The sequence below is a fragment of the Paraflavisolibacter caeni genome (assembly GCF_025628885.1).
In the GTDB taxonomy this organism is placed as follows: domain Bacteria; phylum Bacteroidota; class Bacteroidia; order Chitinophagales; family Chitinophagaceae; genus Flavisolibacter; species Flavisolibacter caeni.
Genome location: NZ_JAOTIF010000011.1, coordinates 19,270 through 41,013, shown reverse-complemented (window position 1 = coordinate 41,013; position 21,744 = coordinate 19,270). Strand labels below are relative to the sequence as shown.

17 protein-coding genes are annotated in these 21,744 nt (G+C 40.7%); 8 read left to right on the top strand and 9 right to left on the bottom strand.

Annotation, left to right across the window (positions count from 1 at the left end):
* Positions 1 to 78: 78 nt before the first annotated feature.
* The 5 genes from OCK74_RS14160 to OCK74_RS14140 all read left to right on the top strand — a co-directional run bounded on the left by OCK74_RS14160 (position 79) and on the right by OCK74_RS14140 (position 5,907).
* Positions 79 to 1,089 carry an N-acetylmuramoyl-L-alanine amidase family protein gene (locus tag OCK74_RS14160; RefSeq protein WP_279297704.1) on the top strand — a complete coding sequence of 337 codons (1,011 nt, stop codon included), beginning with the start codon at positions 79 to 81 and terminating at the stop codon, positions 1,087 to 1,089.
* 183 nt (positions 1,090 to 1,272) lie between these two features.
* Positions 1,273 to 2,283, top strand: coding sequence for an MlaD family protein (locus tag OCK74_RS14155; RefSeq protein ID WP_279297703.1), 1,011 nt, complete (start codon positions 1,273 to 1,275; stop codon positions 2,281 to 2,283).
* Complete coding sequence (locus OCK74_RS14150) at positions 2,280 to 4,127, top strand: OstA-like protein (protein ID WP_279297702.1); 1,848 nt, start codon at positions 2,280 to 2,282, stop codon at positions 4,125 to 4,127. Before OCK74_RS14155 ends, OCK74_RS14150 begins: the two co-directional genes overlap by 4 nt.
* A 111-nt stretch (positions 4,128 to 4,238) precedes the next feature.
* Complete coding sequence (gene nhaA / locus OCK74_RS14145; protein ID WP_279297701.1) at positions 4,239 to 5,417, top strand: Na+/H+ antiporter NhaA; 1,179 nt, start codon at positions 4,239 to 4,241, stop codon at positions 5,415 to 5,417.
* A gap of 46 nt (positions 5,418 to 5,463) precedes the next feature.
* On the top strand, positions 5,464 to 5,907 hold the full coding sequence (locus OCK74_RS14140; protein ID WP_279297700.1) for a hypothetical protein: 444 nt from the start codon (positions 5,464 to 5,466) through the stop codon (positions 5,905 to 5,907).
* A 60-nt stretch (positions 5,908 to 5,967) separates the two neighbouring features.
* On the opposite strand, the gene OCK74_RS14135 is transcribed toward OCK74_RS14140, so the two are convergent.
* A complete protein-coding gene (locus OCK74_RS14135; RefSeq protein ID WP_279297699.1) occupies positions 5,968 to 7,458 on the bottom strand; it encodes a nucleoside recognition domain-containing protein in 1,491 nt (496 codons plus the stop codon).
* Positions 7,459 to 7,615: 157 nt separating this feature from the next.
* Here OCK74_RS14135 and ychF point away from each other — a divergent pair, with 157 nt between their 5' ends.
* Positions 7,616 to 8,713, top strand: a complete 1,098-nt coding sequence (gene ychF, locus OCK74_RS14130) for a redox-regulated ATPase YchF (RefSeq protein ID WP_279297698.1) — start codon at positions 7,616 to 7,618, stop codon at positions 8,711 to 8,713.
* A 260-nt stretch (positions 8,714 to 8,973) separates the two neighbouring features.
* On the opposite strand, the gene OCK74_RS14125 is transcribed toward ychF, so the two are convergent.
* The 7 genes from OCK74_RS14125 to OCK74_RS14095 form a co-directional block, all read right to left on the bottom strand.
* Positions 8,974 to 12,378, bottom strand: coding sequence for a hypothetical protein (locus OCK74_RS14125; protein WP_279297697.1), 3,405 nt, complete (start codon positions 12,376 to 12,378; stop codon positions 8,974 to 8,976).
* A gap of 241 nt (positions 12,379 to 12,619) precedes the next feature.
* On the bottom strand, positions 12,620 to 13,369 hold the full coding sequence (locus tag OCK74_RS14120; RefSeq protein WP_279297696.1) for a succinate dehydrogenase/fumarate reductase iron-sulfur subunit: 750 nt from the start codon (positions 13,367 to 13,369) through the stop codon (positions 12,620 to 12,622).
* Positions 13,370 to 13,409: 40 nt separating this feature from the next.
* On the bottom strand, positions 13,410 to 15,383 hold the full coding sequence (locus OCK74_RS14115; protein WP_279297695.1) for a fumarate reductase/succinate dehydrogenase flavoprotein subunit: 1,974 nt from the start codon (positions 15,381 to 15,383) through the stop codon (positions 13,410 to 13,412).
* Between the two features lie 60 nt (positions 15,384 to 15,443).
* Positions 15,444 to 16,157 carry a succinate dehydrogenase cytochrome b subunit gene (locus tag OCK74_RS14110; protein ID WP_279297694.1) on the bottom strand — a complete coding sequence of 238 codons (714 nt, stop codon included), beginning with the start codon at positions 16,155 to 16,157 and terminating at the stop codon, positions 15,444 to 15,446.
* Between the two features lie 90 nt (positions 16,158 to 16,247).
* On the bottom strand, positions 16,248 to 16,814 hold the full coding sequence (locus OCK74_RS14105) for a hypothetical protein (RefSeq protein WP_279297693.1): 567 nt from the start codon (positions 16,812 to 16,814) through the stop codon (positions 16,248 to 16,250).
* 161 nt (positions 16,815 to 16,975) lie between these two features.
* Positions 16,976 to 17,800: an N-acetylmuramic acid 6-phosphate etherase gene (locus OCK74_RS14100; protein ID WP_279297692.1), complete on the bottom strand. Its 825-nt coding sequence runs from the start codon at positions 17,798 to 17,800 to the stop codon at positions 16,976 to 16,978.
* A 59-nt stretch (positions 17,801 to 17,859) separates the two neighbouring features.
* On the bottom strand, positions 17,860 to 18,765 hold the full coding sequence (locus tag OCK74_RS14095; RefSeq protein ID WP_279297691.1) for an N-acetylglucosamine kinase: 906 nt from the start codon (positions 18,763 to 18,765) through the stop codon (positions 17,860 to 17,862).
* Between the two features lie 57 nt (positions 18,766 to 18,822).
* Between OCK74_RS14095 and OCK74_RS14090 the strand changes: the two genes are divergently transcribed.
* Entirely contained in the window at positions 18,823 to 20,415 is a 1,593-nt protein-coding gene (locus OCK74_RS14090) for a S41 family peptidase (RefSeq protein ID WP_279297690.1), read from the top strand.
* A gap of 75 nt (positions 20,416 to 20,490) precedes the next feature.
* On the opposite strand, the gene OCK74_RS14085 is transcribed toward OCK74_RS14090, so the two are convergent.
* Positions 20,491 to 20,874, bottom strand: coding sequence for a DUF6249 domain-containing protein (locus tag OCK74_RS14085; protein ID WP_279297689.1), 384 nt, complete (start codon positions 20,872 to 20,874; stop codon positions 20,491 to 20,493).
* A gap of 269 nt (positions 20,875 to 21,143) precedes the next feature.
* On the opposite strand from OCK74_RS14085, the gene OCK74_RS14080 reads away from it, so the two are divergent.
* Positions 21,144 to 21,725 carry an RNA polymerase sigma factor gene (locus tag OCK74_RS14080; protein ID WP_279297688.1) on the top strand — a complete coding sequence of 194 codons (582 nt, stop codon included), beginning with the start codon at positions 21,144 to 21,146 and terminating at the stop codon, positions 21,723 to 21,725.
* Positions 21,726 to 21,744: the final 19 nt, after the last annotated feature.

The window sequence follows — 21,744 nt, the reverse complement described above, 5'->3', positions numbered from 1 at the left end:
ATAAGGCGTGGACAAATGTAACAGTTTACGCTTTTAACAATTTGTGAAGATTGCCTAAACTGGAAAAATAAATCTGTTATGCTAAAGAAAACATTGCTGATTCTTGGCTGCTTTTCTATCGTTACTGTACTTGCTTCTTTTACATTCGAAAAAAAGCAAAAAGCTATCAAAACCATTGTAATTGACGCCGGGCATGGCATTGAAAGTGATGGCGGGTATAACGGAGCTAAGGGTAGCTACTCCTATGAAGACGAGATCTGCTATGAGGTTTCGAAAAAATTAGTAAAAGAAATAGCTAAGGAATTTCCTGAGATACGTATCATAGAAACCCGGCCGGAAAGAACCATTGTCGATCTTCATGAACGAGCAAGAATTGCTAACCATAATAAAGGCGATCTTTTCATTTCCATTCACGTAAATGCAGCCCCTCCCATTACTCAAAGGGATTATCTGGGAACTAAGAAAGTGGTTAGTTATACAGGCAAGGGTAAAAAACGAAAGAAAGTAACCAGGGAAGTACCTCAATACCGCACTTATAAAATACCAAATCCGGCAAAAGGCACCGAAACATATATCTGGGGTTCTCATAAAAATGAGGATAAGGAAGTGGCCATGCGTGAAAACGCACCCATGTTCAATGAAGAAAACTATAAAGAAAAATACGGCGATATCGACCCCAACTCACCAGATTTTATAGCCCTGTCTCTTTTGAAAACCAAACAATTCTTTAAGCGCAGTGCTACGCTTTCCGGAATGGTAGAAGAACAATTTGCAAAAGTAGGTAGAACCAGCCGGGGACAACGCCAGCGTCAGGTAGGTATTTGGGTGTTGCAGGCAACGGCAATGCCGAGCATCTTAGTTGAAACTGGATATATTACGAACAAGGAAGAAGAAGATTACCTGAATAGCGAAAGTGGCCAGCAGGAAATTGCAGAGTGTGTTACCAATGCAGTAAAAAATTATATCACCTGGCTTGAAAAACAAGGAAATCAAAATTTAAATACAGGACAAGCTACAGTAAGCAATAATGATCAAGCAAATATGATGCAGTTCTTAAAGCAAATTGATGAGCACGAACACAGCAAATAAGCGGAATGACAAATGACTCCTCCCAATTCGTCGTTCGTCATTCAATTCACTCGTCATCCCCATCATATTGGTATAATTTTTTACCTGTTAAAGGCGGCCATTGAGCCGCTTTTTTATTGGGCAGAAATTTTATCGTTATTTTGGTCCCGGAAAAGGGATTTAAACGCTGTTAAACATAACTTCATGAAGATTAGTAACGAAGCAAAAGTTGGTATTCTAGCTGCATTTGCTATTTTAATACTTGTAATTGGTTTTAATTTTTTGAAAGGGAAGCAAATTTTTTCACGCAAGCCAACTATTTATGCGGTCTTTCCAAATATTGGTACTCTGGAAAAATCAAATTCAGTAACCATCAACGGACTGCCTGTAGGAACTGTTTATGACTTTAAACCAGCCGATAAAGAAGTTAATAATATTATTGTTGAAATCCAATTAACCCGGGATGTTTTGATACCGAACAACTCTGTAGCATTTATTGATGCTTCTCTGGTCGGATCAGCTCACATTGCGCTAGAAAAAGGAAATTCAAATATCTATCTTAAACCTGGTGATACAATTTCCACCCGTTTAGATGCCGGTTTATTAGGAAATCTAAGAACGCAGTTGACACCAACCCTGACAAGGGTAAATGAAACAGTAGATTCATTGAAATTTGTGCTGGGCAGTATTCACAGCATTTTTGACCCATCCACGAATGCAAACTTGCAATCAATGATTGCACATCTTACATTGTCTTCTGCCCATCTTTCTAAACTTTTAAATACGGAAACGGGGATGGTTGCTCAGGTGACCGGTAACCTCAATTCTGTTACAGGAAACTTGGCCCGCAATAATGAACAGATTTCAGCCTCCATTCGCAATATTGAAGTTGCGACTTCAAATCTCGCAAATGCACCGATTCCGCAAACGATAACATCTTTACAAAACACTATTGAAGAACTAAGAGGAACAGTGGCACGGTTGGATAAAAATCTGAATAACAATAACGGTACCTTGGGTAAGTTGATGAACGATCAGAAGCTCTATGAGCAAATGAACCAGGCCGTTTTAAGCCTTGAAATTCTTCTGGACGATATTCGTGTCCACCCCAAACGCTACGTTAATATTTCTGTATTCGGCGGCAAAAACAAATCCGAGCCGCTAACTTCGCCTTCAACAAAAGATACAGTTGTCGTAACTCTGGGCAAACAATGAAGATTCAAATAGTTTTCGTTTTTTTAGTGATTCTCGGCTTTCGTTATTCTTTATATGCACAAACACCCGTCGCTGACACCGCGAAAATTGTCCAAATCCTTGATGCACGAAGGCTGAGTTTCAAAAAGATTAACGACACCAGTTCTCTTCAGATATTAGCTGGAAACGTTAAGCTGCGGCAGGGAACAGCTTTATTTTATTGCGATAGCTGCATCATCAACAAACAGGCAAACGTTTTTGAAGCGTTTGGCAATGTCCACATCAACGACAACGATACTACCAATATTTATTCAAACTACCTGCGTTACTTCATCGACAAAAGGCAAGCTTACCTGAAAGGAAATGTAAAGCTCACCGATGGCCATGCCACTTTAACCACGCCTGAGCTTGATTACAATATGGTAAGCAATATCGGCACCTATACAAAAGGCGGTAAAGTTGTGAACGGGAAATCGGTTTTAACTAGTAAGGAAGGGGTTTACTATGCCGACCTCAGAGATGTATACTTTAAAAAGAATGTCGATCTTAAAGATCCGGCATATTCTTTAAAAGCAGACTCCTTATTATATAATACAGAGCTGCAAACGGCCCGTTTTATTTCAAATACTTACCTGCGCGACACCAGCGGCAGGGTGATCAGAACCACAGAAGGCTATTATGAATTAAGGAGTGGTAGGGCTCAGTTTACACAGCGGACAACAATAGTAGATCATGCTTTGACAGTTATCGGCGACCAGATTGCTAACGATGATTCTTCAGGAGTTATACAAATCCGGGGAAGAGGTGTAATGAGGGACACAGCCCAGGGTATTGCCATACTGGCTAATGAGATTTTCGTCAATAAAAAAACTGAGGCCTACTTAGCAACAGTTAAGCCCCTGATGATCGTAAAACAGGAAAAAGATTCTATTTACATCACAGCAGATACACTCTTCTCTGCACGACTAACTGATCTTAGAAAAGTAGCCGATACTTCTGTAAAACAAAATACGGACACATTAAAGAAGAGTTTTCAGGATTCACTAGTAAAAGCTAACACTTTAGATTCAGTGGCTATTAAAACAAGCTCGGATACATTGGTAAACAAAGATATTTCCGTCTCCTCTATGAAGACAAATTCTTTAACTAGCAATAATCACGACTCTTTGGCAAAAAAAGATGCTGCTATTAAAAAACAGTTCAGACTTTCCAACACCGAAACAAAAAAAGCGCCCTCTAAACCTGGTATGAATAAAAAACCAGGCGGAATAAAAAAGGAGGAAACGAATAAGTCTGACAGCACCAACCGTTACTTCGAGGCTTTCCGGAATGTACGGGTCTTTTCCGATTCAATTCAAACAATAAGTGACAGTTTATTTTATTCTTTCAAAGATTCCACATTCCAGTTATTCCAAAAACCCGTGGTATGGAGTAAAGGAAGCCAGATCACCGGAGATACGATCTATCTCTTTACAAAAAACAAAAAGGCTGATCGTATCAAAGTTTTTGAAAACAGCTTTTTGATCAATGAAATCCAACCCGGCTTCTATAACCAGGTAAAATCAAGCCGTTTGGATGCTTACTTTGCCGAAGGTGTCCTAGATTCAGCAAGAGCTAAAGGCTCTGCAGAATCCATCTATTTTTTACAAGATGAGGATAGCGCATACAGTGGTATCAACCAAACTTCGAGTGATATCATGGATGTCTTTTTCAAAGAGAACCAGCTTTCTAGAGTGGTATTCCGTAGGAGTGTGAAAGGAACTCTGTGGCCGATCAAACAAAAACAGCCTTCTGAAATGCGACTGCCAAACTTCCAGTGGCTGGAAGACCGCCGTCCGAAAACGAAATACGAATTATTTGAATAAAACTTAGTTTATCCTTGCAAGTTATTAATGGCAATTACACTGGGTTCTTATGTATTCCTAATCGTTTAATTCCCTATAACAATTTAACTTGCTCACTCAAAACCGTAGAGGATGAAATTAACTAAGTTGTTTAGGGCTTTTTTCCATAGTGAAAAAATTGGCGGTTTTATTTTGTTGGGATGTACGATACTGTCTTTGATCATTGCAAATTCTCCAATAAGCTCTACATACACTCAGTTCTGGCATCAATATGTCAACTTTTCATTCGATGGCATCGATCTTAATTATTCTATAGAACATTGGATTAATGATGGTTTAATGACCATCTTTTTCTTGTTGGTAGGCCTGGAAATTGAGCGTGAACTATATGTTGGTGAATTACATGAAATCAAAAATGCGCTGCTTCCTATTGCAGCAGCTGTTGGTGGCATGTTATTTCCTGCTGCCATCCACTTTTTGATCAATCAGGGTACAGAAACCCAATCAGGCTTTGGCATTCCTATGGCCACTGATATTGCTTTTGCTATAGGTATGTTGGCGATTCTGGGCAGCCGGATACCTCATGGGTTAAAAGTGTTTCTTACAGCTTTAGCAATTATTGATGACTTAGGTGCTATAATGACAATAGCGATCTTTTATAATACTGGCATTTCATGGTTATACCTTGGCATTGCATTAGGCATTTTTGGTTTATTGCTGGCGCTCAACCGGTTAAAAGTTTATAAATTGATATTTTACCTGGTCCCGGGTGTGATCATGTGGTATTGCATGATGAAATCCGGGGTTCACGCAACGATCAGTGGTGTTTTATTAGCGTTTGCTATTCCTTTTACCAAAGATGAAGATAGCAACCCTTCATACCGCATACAGCGGTTTCTGCACAAGCCCGTATCATTTTTCATACTTCCCATTTTTGCACTGGCTAATACAGGACTGATACTTCATGATGGTTGGGAACAAGAAATGCTTGGGAAAAATAATTTAGGCATCATACTAGGTTTAATGATTGGCAAACCACTAGGCATTATATTATTCAGCTGGCTAATGATACGTACGAAATGGAGCGCCCTCCCCTACCGGGTTACTTGGAAACATTTGCTTGGCGCAGGTATGCTTGCCGGCATAGGCTTTACAATGTCAATTTTTATATCAAACCTTGCATTTAAAGACATTGAATTAATACAGTTTTCAAAAATCGCAGTGCTTACTGGTTCTTTTTTTTCTTGCATACTGGGGTTGATCACGTTGTATTTTACTCCTCAGGGGGCTGAAAATAATAACTCATTATAAATACAATTTGTGTAGCCTTTTCCGTTATGATGCCAAATTGTTGGTCATGAAAAAAGAAGGCTTTATATTATTCACTTTGTTAATGATGGGCTTTTATGTTCAGGCACAGGATTACAAAACAGCTGTAGGCGTTCGGATAAGCAGCGCCGATGCAACCTTAAATAGTGGTATTTCTTTCAAGCACTTTTTTGGCAGTACCGCCCTGGAAGCATTGGTAACCTTTGGTGATCCATTTGCTATAGGAGCGCTTCTCGAAAAACATAAACCAACAGGGCCGGCAGGGTTAACCTGGTTCTATGGCGGCGGTGCTTATGTTGGTTTTGGTGATAATAGGTATTTTGGAGGTCAAGGCGTAATTGGACTTGACTACAAGTTCCAGGATGTACCTATCAATGCGTCTCTTGACTGGAAACCGGAGTTGAACTTTGTAAAGGAATTCAGTTTTGAACCAGCAGCAATAGGTCTGTCTATCAGGTTTACAATCAAATAAAAAAAGAAAATACGAGGCACAGAATCAATAATCTTGTCCTTCGTACCTCGTATTTTAAATTTATCCAAAGAACATATAACAGAGACCTATGGAAGTTAAAATTCCTATCAGGTCGGCTAGCAACATTGCACCTATTGAATAACGTGTATTTTTAATAGACACTGCTCCGAAGTAAACAGCCACAACATAAAAAGTGGTATCAGAAGACCCTTGCAGAATACAAGCAAGGCGGCCCGCAAATGAATCTGGACCAAAAGTTTTCATGGTGTCAATCATCATACCCCTGGCGCCACTTCCGCTTAATGGTTTGATCAACGCAGTAGGCAAACCATCAACGAATCTCGTATCTGCACCCAAAACAGCAAATAAACTCTTAGCCCCATTAATGATCACATCAAATGTCCCACTGGTGCGTAGTAAACTGATGGCAGCCAGCATACCTACTAAATATGGGATAATACGGACAGCAGTTTCAAAGCCGCCTTTGGCACCATCAATGAAAGCATCAAATACATTGATTCTTTTATACAATGCACCTAAAACGATAAGTATAAAAATCGTAAGGATCAATCCATTACTTAAAAGACTTGAAAAAGATTGCACTCCGTGAAGATCGAGGGAAGTCAGGTAAACTACCAATAAAGCAATAATTGCAGATAAGCCACCGACCCAGCCAAGCACCACAGGTTGCAATAAATTGATCTTTTGTTTGAGTGAAACAATGAACATAGCCGCCATAGTAGCAACAAAAGTGGCAATCATACAAGGCACAAAAATATCAGTCGGGTTGCCCGACTTCAATGCAGCCCTTGCGGCGATAATACTTACCGGGATCAAAGTTAAACCAGAGGCATGCAGGCATAGAAACATAATTTGTGCATTGGATGCGGTATCTTTTTTAGGATTGAGTTCCTGCAGACTCTCCATAGCTTTCAACCCGAATGGTGTGGCTGCATTATCAAGCCCCAAAAGGTTTGCAGAGAAGTTCATCATCATATGTCCCATTGCTGGATGCCCTTTTGGGATTTCAGGAAATAATTTAGAAAAGAACGGACCTATGATTTTGGATAGCAAGCGGATCCCCCCTGCCTTTTCTGCTATACTCATAAATCCCATGAAGAGCGCCATAATACCAATAAGTCCAATGCAGATATTGACTGCACTCTTACAGGTTTCAATAATTCCATCAGCCTTCTTGGTTAACCTGTATTGAATGGACCGGAAGGAATACACCTTGATAGCCGGATTCGCAGCTTTCAAATTTTTGACAACAGCAAGATCCTCATCACCGGCAATCACTACACTTGCCTGCTGCACCGAATCTTTTAATACATAACCATAGCTTGCTAATTGACTAACAAAGCTTTCTTTTGAAGCATAACCTGATTGCTCCGGTTGCCCGATCATCACATAAGAAACAGAATCATTGGGATCATCAGCTTTGCCAACTACCATCCGGCTGAAAATTTGTTCATCACCTGCAATAGACCTTATAACCGCTACAACAACTGCCACAATTATAAAAGCCGACCATATTCTGCTTAAAGCCATAAAATTTACGATTTATGAAGTACGAATTACATTTAATTTATATCCGGAGCATTCAAACGCTGAAGTTAAACGTTTCCTTAAAAAAATAACCTGCAATGAATACCTATCTTTGCGCGGCTCATATAAAAAGCAATTAACTACAAACTATAAACTATTTATGGCTTTACAAGCAGGTATCGTAGGGCTTCCTAATGTTGGTAAATCTACCCTCTTCAACGCGGTTAGTAACAGTGCCAAGGCACAGGCTAGCAACTATCGTTTTTGCACCATTGAACCCAATGTGGGTCTGGTTGATGTTCCGGATGAACGTCTGGCTAAACTAGCCGAATTGGTTCAGCCCAATCGTATTGTACCTACACAAATTGAAATTGTAGATATCGCAGGACTGGTAAGAGGTGCCAGTAAGGGTGAGGGCTTGGGCAACAAGTTCCTGGGCAATATCCGCGAAGTAGATGCCATTATCCACGTGATCCGCTGCTTTGAAGATGAGAACGTTTTGCGCGAAGAAGGCGCAATTAACCCTGTTAGTGACAAGGAAATCATCGACGCGGAGTTACAGTTGAAAGACCTGGAAAGCGTAGAAAAAAAGATCAGCCGGGTTGAAAAACAAGCCAAATTTGATGTTAAGGCTAAAGCCGAACTGGAAGTGTTGCTACGCTGTAAAGCCCACTTGGAGCAGGGTAAAAGCATACGTGAACTGGACTTGAACACGGCAGAGCGCCCTGCTATTGCCGATCTTTTCCTACTGACCGAAAAAGCGGTATTGTATGTTGCCAATGTAGATGAACCCTCCATGCACACCGGGAACAAGTATTCAGAAGCCTTGAAAGAAGCGGTTAAAGGTGAAAATGCGCAGGTAATTATCATGAACAACTCCATAGAGGCACAAATTTCAGAAATGGAGAATCCTGAAGACCAGCAAATGTTCATGGAAGAATATGGCATGAAAGAGCCGGCATTGAACCGCCTGATCCGCTCTGCCTATAAATTATTGAACCTCCAAACCTACTTCACTGCCGGCGTACAGGAAGTTCGCGCCTGGACCATCCACGAAGGCTGGAGGGCTCCACAGGCTGCCAGTGTGATCCATACCGACTTTGAAAAAGGATTTATCAAAGCTGAAGTAATCGCCTATAACGATTTCATCACCTACGGTTCAGAAGCTGCCTGCCGCGAAGCCGGTAGATTAAAGATTGAAGGAAGGGAATATATTGTAAAGGACGGTGATGTTATGCATTTCAGATTTAATGTTTAAACGAATATTCTGAAGGATTAATAAATATAAAATTAAAAAGGAAAAGCCTCAATCAAATGAGGCTTTTCCTTTTTAATTTTAATAATTTCCAAAGTTCCTTTGTCTTTCCAATTCTTGAAGCCGGCCTTTTTGTTTTCCCATTTTATACGCTACTATAACAGGTATGATCATAATGAAAATGAAAATGCATATAATAAGCAATATTTCATTCCAGCCTAAACTCATAAGATTAGTTTTTGGAAAGTTAGTTATTTATAACCTTAAAACAAAGCTCTTAACGAAGCCCTCCCCGTATGCACCGTTCTCGCCTCACCAGGCTTTCTCCCGTCATATTGAAAACTGAGTTCTATATTATTCAGCAGCCGCTTGGTATAATCAATTGTCCATAGGTAATTCTGCCCAGGCAGCAATCCATCCAGCATAATATAACTAACAGTTGTATTGGTTGGATAATCGTACCTGATCTGGTTGAAAGTCATACGCGTAGTAACAGAACTATTCTGCAACACATTATATTTGGTATCAAGGTTCAACGAATGTGACAACGACTCCTCGCCACCATATACAGAATGATTGTTTTTCTTTTCAAACTTATAACTACCCAAAATCCTGAACACAGATCCTTTTATAAATCCTAGCCGGGGCTCCGAACTGACAATATCAATCTCGTAATTTTTATTTTCAAATGAAGGCGTGTACAAAGCATTCAACCCATATCTGTTAGCCGCATCCAGTGTGAAACTCCTACCTATTTGCCAGCGCAACTTCAAGGTCCAATCGTTTACTTGTCGGCTTTCATAACCATATGTAAGTAATGCCTTTGCTGTAGTTAAAAAATTAGAAACGTCTAAACCCCATTTGGGTGAAAAGCGATTAAAAGAAAGCGTATTCAAAAAAGATGTGTTCTGTGTCAGTAAAGCGGTATCCTGGATGTCATATTTAAATGGATTAGCTTCAAGGTCTCCCTTTGCCACAGACTTTTTTGCTTTTTGCATGGAAGTCTGAAAATTCAGGCGGGAAATAAACTTCTTAAAGCCCTTTGCGGCCGGATCATTAACCCAAGCTTTAGGATTCAATGTAAAGTTATAATTCAGGGTAGTATAATTGGCTTTAATAAACTCATTGGTAGGGATCAGAATGCGTACAAACTTTGCCTGGTCACGGAACTGGGCCACTTCAAATTCGTTTAGCTCCTGCACACCATCTCCATCGTAATCATTCCAGGTATACTCACCCTGCCCCGCCGGAACTTCTATATAGGTGAAATCACGCTTCTGTTCCTGGCCTGTTCCCAGCTCATACAACACATTACCGGTAAGTAAACCCTTCCATTCATTGATCAGGTACTCTGCTCTGCCTAAAATAGTCCTGTCATCAGCCTCTTTAGACACTGCTTTATTATAAACCTGCAACTTGCGGTAAGTGGCATTGAATAAAAGCTGGTGCTTGTCTCTCTGCAGCAATTCTGCTTGCAGGTTGATGTTTAAGCTGCGGTCACCCTTTACAAACTGTTTGCCTAACGGATATTTATCTGTCCGGGTAAAAAAATTAAGCCCATATCTATTCTTTTTACTTTCATCTGTCTTTAAGTAAGCAGTATAGGTATCGAACGAAAAGCTCGTAAAAGATAAAGTATCGAATATCTTGTTTAGCACCTGGTTCTTTTCCAGGGCATAGCGGAAACCAAGTTTCAGGTTTGCCATTTCCTTTAATAGCTTACTGATATCGATTACTGGCTTGAAATAATACCCTTTGTCATTAATAGTATTAAAATTGGTGACAGTAGCACTGTTTTGAAAAGACCATTCTTTCCAACTGGAATTCTGACGTAGACTATTTTGCAAGCCACGGTAATGTTCACTTCGTTGGTAAGACATTAACTGGTACGAAAGCGACTGTCCGGCCTTGTTCTTCAAACCTGTAGAAAAACGGAAAATGTTTTCTGTAGCAGGCCGCAATACCAATGGCAATCCCCATTCCCTGGAAAATTCTACATAACGCAAACGTTCCAGCGGTCTGAACATTTGCTGCACATACTCATAATCAACAGTTGTTGTTAGATGCAATTCTTTTGACTTATTTAAAACCCCAATATTGGTGTATTGCATTTTTGCTGCAATACCCGCATCATCCCCGCCATCTTTAGATGAAATGGTATTCGCATCGTAGTTACTGACTGCAAATTCAGTTTTCAGCTTATTATGGGCGTTGATCTCATAGTCAGTTCCCACGCTGATCAGCTGCTGCTTTTTTGGCGTTACTACGATCATCACCGGTTCATAACTGCCTTGTTTTACGCCATTGATGGCCCCAACATATCGGAAAACTTTCCCATTAATACCACCAAAATCTGGTACATAACTCCCCCTGCCTGAGCCCACTTCGGAGAACGAAAGGGAATATTTTGCCACTGCCGGATCGGTAGAATACCGGTAAAAGGAATCTACAGATACCGTAGAATCGAATACTTTAGCGTATAAAACTTTGTCAGTCGAAAATGAATCTATTCCCACGCTTGGATAATAGGCGTTTTGTATGCTATCACCAATGTTGAAAAGAAATTGTTTCTGATCTGCATTTAATGACTGGTTGATCTGGGAGTTTTTCGCATCACTATTGCTATAAGCTCCAACCCTGAACTTCAACTTTTGATTGATATCAAATGCCTGGTTTACATACAAATTTGCATTCAGGTAATTACGGTCTGCATACTCAAATTCAATCTGGATGCGCGAATCTTTGGTGATCATCCGCTTGGGCATAAAGGTTACTTCCGCGGTATTATAGTTGATCACATAATCCTGGTCATCACCTCTTTGCAACAATTCTCCATCCAAAAACACCCTTTCTGTACCAGCAAGAACAATGAAGTAAAACTCATTATTGGCCCCGGAAAGCCGGTAAGGCCCCTGGTTACCTTCAAGACCCTGGAAAACATTGCGTGTAAACTTTCCTTTCGCAATCGAGCCACTTACCAAAGTGGAAGATTCCACCTGTTTGGAAACCTTATTGATAGTCTGAAAAGATATACCCTGTAGCCGTTTGTAAAAGTTCAGGAAATAAAGGTCACTTTGCCGGATATCAATATCACCAAGGTTTAATTGCCATCCTTTCTTTCTAAACTGCAAAAACACTTGGTCAAATTCATTTAACTGCTGCGTAGTGCCATCTGGTTGTAAGGGAATGTTATTGTCGGTAATCGCTGCGGCAATTTCAATACTATCACCAAGTAAGCCATTTAATTGTAAATTGAAATTGGAATTGACAACCGCATCCTGGTTATTCCCAAAAGATATACCCCGGCCAAAGCTGCCGTTGTATTGAATATTTCCAAAATTGAATATCCCTTTTTCCGGGCCTCCCTTCTCAGTACTTCCAAACACAAAAGCTGTGTTATTGATGATACTGTCAAAGTTGGCCCGCTGCACAATTGAATTGAGCCGGTAGGGAAATACCCGGTATGAAACAGTTATACTATCAACATCAGGTTTATGTTTCCAATAAATAACGGACTTGACAAAATCGAGCCGGTAACTGCTATCATTAATATTGACAACTGAAAAGGTTTGAGGAACAATGCTAAGCGCATCTAAAACAATGCTGTCCTTTGTAACTGCTACCTTTTTGATCCGCAGATTGGAAGATTTTGTTGGCTGAAAGGGCATTTGCGCCTTGCTGCTTTGCGCAAAGAGAATAAATAGAAGAACCGAAAATATGCAGCCCCAACACTTCAAAAGCAATAGTTTTTATCCCGTATAAGCGGCATTAGGTATGGATCAAAATGATTTTTCTATCAATTCCATATTTCATTTCACTCAAGTATACAAAATAAATTCATTTCCATCAAAAACACAGAAGCTGGCCATTTAGCCAGCTTCTATTTATCATAAAATAATCTTATTTATTTTATTTCTCTGTTGACAATCCCGCCCACAAATAATCCTTGTGCATGCGTGAAATATTAGTTACAGAGATTTCTTTTGGACAAACAGCCTCACAAGCACCAGTGAACGTGCAGCTTCCAAATCCTTCATTATCCATTTGAGCGATCATACTCAATACACGGTTCTTACGTTCAGGCTCCCCTTGTGGCAGTAATGCCAGGTGGGCCACTTTTGCCGAAACAAACAGGGATGCAGAAGCATTTTTGCAGGCAGCAACGCAGGCTCCGCAACCAATACAAGCTGCTGCGGCAAAGGATGCATCAGCCTTATCTTTCTCAATAGGAAGTGCATTACCATCTACCGCATTACCAGTATTTACTGATATATATCCACCTGCCTGGATAATACGATCAAAAGAAGTACGGTCGGTAACCAGGTCTTTAATAACTGGGAAACCATTGGCCCTCCAGGGTTCTACCACAATGGTATCACCATCTTTAAAGGCACGCATGTGCAACTGGCAGGTGGTTGTAGCATGCCATGGGCCATGCGGACGACCATTGATGTGCATGGAGCACGCACCGCAAATACCTTCACGGCAGTCATGGTCAAATGCAATCGGATCATTTCCTTCGCTGATCAGGCGCTCATTGAGCACATCGAACATTTCCAGGAAAGACATTTCGGAAGAGATGTCCTTTACATCAAAAGTTTCAAATCTTCCCTCGCTGTTTTTGTTTGGTTGACGCCACACTTTAAGTGTGAGATTCATATTATAATGCTCCATTAGTCTTAATGTGTTAATTTGGAAATTACTTATAACTCCTTTGAGTTGGCTTCACAACTTCGTAATTAAGGTCTTCTTTGTGCAACTGCCATTCGTGTTCGCCTTTCATTTCCCAGGCAGCAACGTACATAAACTTGTCGTCCTGGCGCAATGCTTCACCTTCTTCAGTTTGGTACTCTTCACGGAAGTGACCACCGCAGCTTTCTTCACGGTGCAAAGCATCTTTACACATTAATTCCCCTAATTCAATAAAATCAGCTACCCTGTTGGCTTTGTCAAGTTCAGGATTAAACTCATTGATACCACCTGGAATCTTCACATCGCTCCAAAACTCTTTCTTCAGTTGCTGTATTTCAACGATAGCTTCCTTCAATCCTTGAGCATTCCTGGCCATACCGCATTTATCCCACATGATCTTACCCAAACGCTTGTGTAAGCTTTCAACAGATTGATTTCCCTTGATACTCATTAGCTTCTCAATTCTTTCCCGCACAGATTTTTCAGCTTCTTCAAAAGCTGCGTGCGTGGTAGGAATTGACACTGTTCTGATATCATCAGCCAAATAGTTACCAATGGTATAAGGTATTACAAAGTATCCGTCAGCCAATCCTTGCATCAGGGCCGAAGCACCTAAACGGTTAGCTCCGTGATCAGAGAAATTACACTCTCCTAATGCATACAATCCAGGAATTGTAGTCATCAACTCGTAGTCTACCCACAAACCACCCATTGTATAGTGAACCGCAGGATAGATACGCATAGGTATTTCATATGGATTTTCACCTGTGATCTTTTCGTACATGTCAAACAGGTTACCATATTTTTCTTTCACAACCTCTTTACCCAAAAGAGTAATAGTGTCTGCATCAGCATTCGCTAGGTTACGTTTACTCGCTTCGATCTTGCCATAACGCTGAATAGCAGCAGCATAGTCAAGATAAACAGCCTGGCGTGAAGAACCTACACCATAGCCGGCATCACACCTTTCTTTTGCCGCGCGTGAGGCCACGTCACGGGGAACAAGGTTACCAAAGGCAGGATATCTTCTTTCCAGGTAATAATCCCTTTCTTCTTCAGGGATTTCACTTGGCCTCCTGGTGTCACCTTGCTTCTTAGGAACCCAAATGCGACCGTCATTCCGCAACGACTCGGACATCAACGTCAATTTTGACTGATGATCCCCTGATACAGGAATACAAGTGGGGTGAATTTGTGTAAAGCAAGGATTTCCAAACAGAGCTCCTTTTCTATGTGCCTTCCAGATAGCTGTTGTATTGCTACCCATAGCATTTGTTGACAGGTAGAAAACGTTTCCATAGCCACCACTGCACAATAATACAGCATGGCCAAAGTGACGCTCCAGTTCACCTGAAACCAAATCACGGGCAATGATACCACGTGCTTTTCCGTCAATCATTACGATTTCCAGCATTTCATGACGGGTATATTGTTTCACATTGCCTAATGCCACCTGGCGCTCTAATGCCTGGTACGCACCAATCAACAACTGCTGTCCGGTTTGGCCAGCTGCATAGAAGGTACGTTGCACTTGCGTTCCACCGAAAGAACGGTTGCTCAGTAAGCCACCATACTCGCGTGCAAAAGGAACACCCTGGGCTACGCATTGGTCAATAATGTTACCACTTACTTCTGACAAGCGGTGAACATTTGATTCGCGGGCGCGGTAGTCACCACCTTTTATTGTGTCATAAAAAAGACGGAATACAGAGTCACCGTCGTTTTGATAGTTTTTTGCGGCATTGATACCACCTTGTGCTGCAATAGAGTGCGCACGGCGTGGTGAATCCTGGAAACAGAATACTTTAACCTGGTAGCCAAGTTCGCCCAAAGCTGCTGCTGCTGAAGCACCTGCCAGTCCGGTTCCGATCACAATAATTTCAATCTTGCGCTTGTTAGCCGGGTTTACCAGCTTAACATGTCCCTTATAATCTTCCCATTTTTTTTCTAGAGGCCCTTCAGGAATTTTTCCATTAAGCATAACTTCTGATTATACTGATTTGAATGAATTGATTTTAACTTCTAACTTCTTGCCTCGCAATTAAAGAGGACTTACCCAATTTAAGAACATTGCAATAGGCATCAAAGCAAATAACACACACACTACAATAGTGAAACCATAGCCAAGGCTTTTCAGCATCGCCAGGTATTTTCTATTATGCACACCCATTGTGCGGAATGCACTGTGAAATCCATGGAACAAGTGATAGGCCAAAGCTAAAACGCCTAACAAGTAAAGAACGACAACTACCGGATTTTGAAAAGAGTTGTACATCTTAATGAACATGTCGTGCATCTCAACACCGTGATATTGCGCCTGGGGCAGGTTGTGCGTGATACGGGAAGGTATCCAGAAATCAGAAATGTGTAATACTAAAAACAGGAAAATCAGCGTACCTAGTATACCCATCGAACGGCTATACCATTTACTGCCTCTGTTACCCAGGTTTACCTGGTAACCTTGTTTTCTCTTTTGCCTGTTTTGAAGCTCTAAAGACCAGCCTTGAATTATGTGAAGGATAAAGCCGGCAAACAATACAATCTCTAAAAGGCGCATCACCATTGTTGAACCCATAAAATGTGACGCTTTGTTGAACATAGCTCCGTTGTCATTCGGATCAAAAATTGGAAGATCATAGAAAATACAGGCATTTAATCCGACGTGGATCACAAGAAATGTAATCAGGAACAAGCCGGTTAATCCCATCACTATTTTCTTTCCAATCGCAGACGTAAAAAAGAGAGACCATTTCATAAGTGGGAAAAGTAAAGGGTTGAAAAATTCGGGGCAAAGGTAAGTGTCCGTACTATAAAATGTTAATATTAATTAAATAATGTTTTGACTTTAAAGACCAATCCGTCTGCTAAATTCATTATCAAACTTCTTAAAAAGATGGAAAGGTTTGTATGTCCGCCAGTTTTCTAGTTCCACAAGCTCTATATAATAATTAATTTTAGCTTTCCTGAAATCATGCTGCGTAGATTCAGGCATATTGATACAAACAATCCATCCGGCTTCGTCAGTTACCTCTTCAAACCATTCCTGGTAATAGTCCTTATCTCCACTATGGAAGTTCAGCACATTCTCTGCTATGAGAATAAACTTGGTGATCCCCTCTCCTTCAAAGGCATCAATCACATCCCGCTTTAAGGTCATAATATCGTTCTCGATGGCATCGTTCCATTCGCCGATTAACTCCAAAATAGCATAATGCTCATCATAATCAGCCAGTAAAACTTTTAAATATAATGTCCTGCTGCCAAAATCATCCCATTGGGGATGGATATAATAATTATATACAGTTTTAGAAAATTCAAATTCAGAGTACTCCCTCTTATAAAAAGGCGACCGCTCATCTTCTTCGCTCACATATATGTGACGCCAGTTATAATATGGTTCTATATCGTGCATGAGTTTGATTTACAAATAAGCTAATGCGCTCACCCTTATCATTTATGGCTAATTGGTCTCGCAAGTTACAACACAAGTCACATTATACCACCAGCTCATTATCTCATCTGTAAGTGCACCTTTAAAAGCCCACCCCTTATCCTAATCACCTCATTTTCAAATTATTTTCCCTCCTCTACAGCCTTCTTAACACTTCCCCAATGCAACAATAACGCCTTTGCTTTTTCATAATCTTTTATAGACAATCTTTCCATTACTATTCTAACGCCCCTGTCAACTAACTTTTCATTTGTAAGCAGCATGTTGACCATTTGGTTATCTTCTACCCTTCCCAATTGGATCATTACTGTCGTGGAGATCATATTGAGTGTCAACTTCTGGGCAGTACCACTCTTCATCCGGGTACTACCGGTTATAAATTCTGGGCCTGTTTCAACAACAATAGGAAAATCTGCGGTTCGCTCCAGCGGAGAACCGGGGTTATTGGTAATGCACCCTGTAGTAATTTGATGTTTCCGGCATTGTTCAAGGGCAGAAACAACATATGGTGTTGTACCACTTGCCGCAATGCCTACAACCACATCTTTTTCATTGATATGATATTTCTGAAGATCCAGCCAGCCTTGATCTGTATCGTCTTCCGCATTTTCTATAGCCTGGGTGATGGCTTGGCTGCCACCTGCTATGATGGCGATTACTAAACCTTCTGGTACGCCAAAAGTAGGGGGGCATTCACTGGCATCTACAACAGCAAGCCGCCCACTGGTCCCTGCTCCTATATAAAAAAGCCTTCCTCCTGATAGCATTTTATCTGTAATTACAGTCACCAGTCGCTCAATCTGCGGAATGGCCTTTTCCACAGCGCCAGCAACCTTCTGATCCTCCTTGTTGATGTTGATCAGAATTTCATTGATCGGCATTCGTTCAATATGCCTGTAAGGGCTGGGATCTTCAGTTATTTTCCTAAAATCTACACTCGACTCCATTGTACAATTTAAATTCTACATTCTATTTTACAATTCGCTAATTCACCATTTCAAATGGCTCATCCTCTCTCCTTTTTCAAATTCCCAACATGGTATTTCACCAACCCCTCCATAGGGTTTTTCAATACTGTGCCCATTTCAAATTCATAGGAACTGCACAAATCCTGCAAAACATCTTTAAATCCGTAAGCAACACTGCCTACAAAGTTTAAAGGATACTTCCAAACTTCACGGTATCGAAGCAGGTGTTGGAAAAAAAAGTCATTCAGACCATCTTCCAAAATGTTTTCTACCATATAGTGCCCTCGGTTTTCAGCAAGGAATAAGGCAAACCCTGCTAAATAACGGTTGGGAAATGGCTTTTTATATACATTTTCAAGAATTTCAACATGATTGGTCACATATTGCGCATCAAACCTGGCACGCAAATCTTCATCAAAAGTGTCATACAGGTAATATTGCAACACTTTTTTACCAAGATATGCCCCACTTCCTTCATCTCCTAAAACATAACCCAATCCCGGACTGTTATTAACTATTTTCTTTCCATTATAATAACAGGAGTTCGAGCCGGTTCCAAGTATACAGGCAAGTCCCTTTTCTGTTCCACAACTGGCCCGGGCCGCCGCCATAAGATCAGTCTGAACCTCAACATCAGCTTCTGGGAAAACTTTCTGAAGTGCCGTTTTCATGCTCTTTGCATTAATAGGGCTGGCGCAACCTGTTCCATAAAAAAAAATCTCTTCAACCACAATGTTCTTTAATTTGGGAGCCAGCTCATTCCTGAGCACCTCCACAATTTCCTCGGTATTTAAAAAGTAGGGACTAAGACCCTGGGTCACAATATTCTTTTTACGACCTGGCTGAATCAAACACCATTCGGCTTTAGTTGATCCACTATCGGCTATGAGTGTCAATGGGTGCATAAGACTTAAAGTATTGTTGAAAAACAGGGAAGTTTTCACAAATATTTTTAAAACCTCCTATTTTGCAAGCTAAATATAAAATAGGACGAGTAAAAAATGAGAAATAAAAAATTGCAGGTGTGGTTGCCGTTGATTTTTTCCTTGATCATGATCTCAGGCATGTTCTTCGGCTTTAAACTCCACCAGCAAACAGGCAGTGCACGCGGCTTTTTTAAGAAAGACAAAAGAACATCCCTACAGGAAGCACTAGACCTGGTTCGAAACCGCTATGTAGACTCGGTTAGTCTTGATTCGTTACAGGATGGGGCCCTTCAGAACATGATGGAGCACCTCGATCCCCACTCAGTTTATATACCTGCTAACGACCTCAGTGAAGCCAATGAAGATATTGTTGGTAACTTCCAGGGTATAGGTGTCGAATTCAATATCTTTTCAGATACAGTTCACATCCTTTTTGTCATTCCTAATGGCCCCGGCGATAAGGCCAAACTGCAGATTGGCGATAGGATTTTAAAAGTGGACGATTCCTCCATTGTAAGCAAAACCTTGCCCAGCGCCGATATTAAACGCATGATCCGCGGTAAGGCTGGCTCAAAAGTAAAACTCACCATCCTGCGTAATAACAAACTGCAGGACGTTTTCGTTACTCGAGGAACGATTCCTATCCCTTCTATAGATGCAGCTTACATGATAGACGGAAGTACAGGATTTATCAAACTCAACAAATTCTCTGAAACTACTTACCAGGAGTTTATGGATGCTATGACCCAGCTAAAGGCTAAAAAAATGACCAGCCTGATACTGGACCTCCGTGGTAATGGTGGCGGTTTGATGAGCCAGGCTGTAAATATAGCCGATGAATTCCTGGATGATAATAAACTGATCGTTTTTACCAAGGGCACCAACTCCGAAAGACAGGAATACAGGGCAAAAAAAGAAGGTATTTTTGAGAAAGGTAAATTGGTTGTACTCGTTGATGAGCTTTCCGCCAGTGCCAGCGAAGTTTTATCAGGCGCTCTTCAGGACTGGGATAGGGCTACCATTGTAGGAAGAAGAACATTTGGAAAGGGCCTTGTACAGGAACAATATGTTTTAAGCGATGGCTCTGCAATCAGGCTTACTGTAGCACGTTATTACACTCCTTCTGGAAGAAGCATTCAGCGGCCTTACGAAAAAGGCAAGAAAGTGTATATGGAAGAGCTCTATCATCGTTATGAAGATGGAGAATTGATGTACGCCGATTCAATGCATTTTTCTAAAAAGGATTCTTTCAAAACAAATGGAGGAAAAGTTGTTTTCGGTGGTGGTGGTATTGTTCCGGATTATTTTGTTCCGGTTGATACCAGCTTATATACGCGTGGAGTAACCAGGCTTTACCTGGATGGCCGATTCAGCAACTTTGTTTACCAATACTATATCAAAAACATGAGTGAATGGCAGAAGTACCGTACTCCTGCTGAATTTGCAGTTAAATACCAGAATGTTAATGATGCTTGGGAGCAACTTGTAGCATATGCCGCAAAAGACAGTATTTATCTGAAGAAAATTCCTGAAGATGATAAAAAAGACATCCAAAACCGGATGAAAGCATATCTGGCCCGGTTCAAATGGCGAACGCAAGGATTTTACCAGGTCTTAGGAACCAATGACGATATGATCCTCAAAGCAAAAGAAGTCTTATCCAAATAATTATCAAACCCAAACAACAAATAAGCCCTGATATTCAATTATCAGGGCTTATTTGTAAATCCTTCCACTCGTCATTCAACTCACTCTCTCATAATCCTCTCTTCTTTCAAACTCAGTCCTCCGCCTCAAAGTTTCTTTTTTCTCTACCGCATAAGAAGCAATCAAGCCAAGCCCGCCGCCTATGGCGATCAATGAAAAGTAAATAGCTTCATTATCATAACCGCCCATGTTTTTATCAATAAAATAGGCCACTAATAAACCAATACCTGCACCTAAAAACAACAGCCCTGTCTTTAAGCTACGGTAAGGAGCCGGACTGTTTGCATATTGTTTGGGATTCATCCCTTTTTCTATCATGGCCATATTTTCCCTGGTTTTTAAATAAATAATGCCAAAAACCATAGCAAATGCGCCTAAGGGAACTAAAATTGGAACTAAAACACCTGCTGCGTCGCCCATTGTAATAAATTTTTATTGTTTTAAATGATTGTTTGCTTGTTTCAATATCTGACTATAGCTATTGGACCCAGGTTACAGATTTTGAAAACTTTTTTTAAAGAACTGGTTTTCAGAATATATGACTAAACCTCAAACAATCATGTTACAGCTAAGCTATCAAATTCCCCAAAACTCATCAACCCATTCCTCATTCCCTCCATTCCCTTTTCCCGTAAATTGCACCCTGTGCCTGTAACCTGTGCGCTCACTACCACGTCATAATAATTAGAATGTACACCACACCATCTGATACAGACATAATTCAGCAGGTATTAAAAGGCGGCCAGCAAGCCTATGCGACGTTGGTAGAGCGTTATCAAAACTATGTTTTTACTATTGTTTTAAGGTATGTAAAGAGTCGTGAGGATGCAGAGGAAGTAGCACAGGATGTATTTATTAAAGCCTATCGTTCACTGGCTGATTTTAAGGGAACCGCTAAGTTTAGCACCTGGCTTTATACTATTACAACCACTACCTGCATTACTTTTTTACGTAAGAAGAAATTGGAAGTACATTCTTTGGACAATGAAAAAGTATTTGTCGTTGCGGATAACATTGATGGCGGCATGAGCGCCAACCAGGTAGAGCAAAAGTCTAAAGTCAATATGGTCAATGAAGCCATTAAACTGCTTAGCCCTGAAGACGCACAGGTGATCACGCTTTTCTATAAAGGCGAACAAACATTGGAGGAAATTGCACAAACTTTGGGAAAGGAGGTGAATGCAGTTAAGGTGCAGTTGCATAGAGCGAGAACAAGACTGAAAGACAAAATGCAAAAGCATTTCAGTGCAGAAGTAAGAGATTTAAATTAATTAACCATTAGTGATCATA

What these genes read in the sequence shown, in the direction of transcription:
- OCK74_RS14160 (WP_279297704.1), top strand. Translation starts at nt 79, where the DNA reads ATGCTAAAGAAAACATTGCTGATTCTTGGCTGCTTTTCTATCGTTACT.
- OCK74_RS14100 (WP_279297692.1), bottom strand. Translation starts at nt 17,800, where the DNA reads ATGGAGTCGAGTGTAGATTTTAGGAAAATAACTGAAGATCCCAGCCCT.
- OCK74_RS14085 (WP_279297689.1), bottom strand. Translation starts at nt 20,874, where the DNA reads ATGGGCGACGCAGCAGGTGTTTTAGTTCCAATTTTAGTTCCCTTAGGC.
- OCK74_RS14135 (WP_279297699.1), bottom strand. Translation starts at nt 7,458, where the DNA reads ATGGCTTTAAGCAGAATATGGTCGGCTTTTATAATTGTGGCAGTTGTT.
- nhaA (WP_279297701.1), top strand. Translation starts at nt 4,239, where the DNA reads ATGAAATTAACTAAGTTGTTTAGGGCTTTTTTCCATAGTGAAAAAATT.
- OCK74_RS14120 (WP_279297696.1), bottom strand. Translation starts at nt 13,369, where the DNA reads ATGAATCTCACACTTAAAGTGTGGCGTCAACCAAACAAAAACAGCGAG.
- ychF (WP_279297698.1), top strand. Translation starts at nt 7,616, where the DNA reads ATGGCTTTACAAGCAGGTATCGTAGGGCTTCCTAATGTTGGTAAATCT.
- OCK74_RS14150 (WP_279297702.1), top strand. Translation starts at nt 2,280, where the DNA reads ATGAAGATTCAAATAGTTTTCGTTTTTTTAGTGATTCTCGGCTTTCGT.
- OCK74_RS14080 (WP_279297688.1), top strand. Translation starts at nt 21,144, where the DNA reads ATGTACACCACACCATCTGATACAGACATAATTCAGCAGGTATTAAAA.
- OCK74_RS14105 (WP_279297693.1), bottom strand. Translation starts at nt 16,814, where the DNA reads ATGCACGATATAGAACCATATTATAACTGGCGTCACATATATGTGAGC.
- OCK74_RS14140 (WP_279297700.1), top strand. Translation starts at nt 5,464, where the DNA reads ATGAAAAAAGAAGGCTTTATATTATTCACTTTGTTAATGATGGGCTTT.
- OCK74_RS14155 (WP_279297703.1), top strand. Translation starts at nt 1,273, where the DNA reads ATGAAGATTAGTAACGAAGCAAAAGTTGGTATTCTAGCTGCATTTGCT.
- OCK74_RS14115 (WP_279297695.1), bottom strand. Translation starts at nt 15,383, where the DNA reads ATGCTTAATGGAAAAATTCCTGAAGGGCCTCTAGAAAAAAAATGGGAA.
- OCK74_RS14090 (WP_279297690.1), top strand. Translation starts at nt 18,823, where the DNA reads ATGAGAAATAAAAAATTGCAGGTGTGGTTGCCGTTGATTTTTTCCTTG.
- OCK74_RS14125 (WP_279297697.1), bottom strand. Translation starts at nt 12,378, where the DNA reads ATGCCCTTTCAGCCAACAAAATCTTCCAATCTGCGGATCAAAAAGGTA.
- OCK74_RS14110 (WP_279297694.1), bottom strand. Translation starts at nt 16,157, where the DNA reads ATGAAATGGTCTCTCTTTTTTACGTCTGCGATTGGAAAGAAAATAGTG.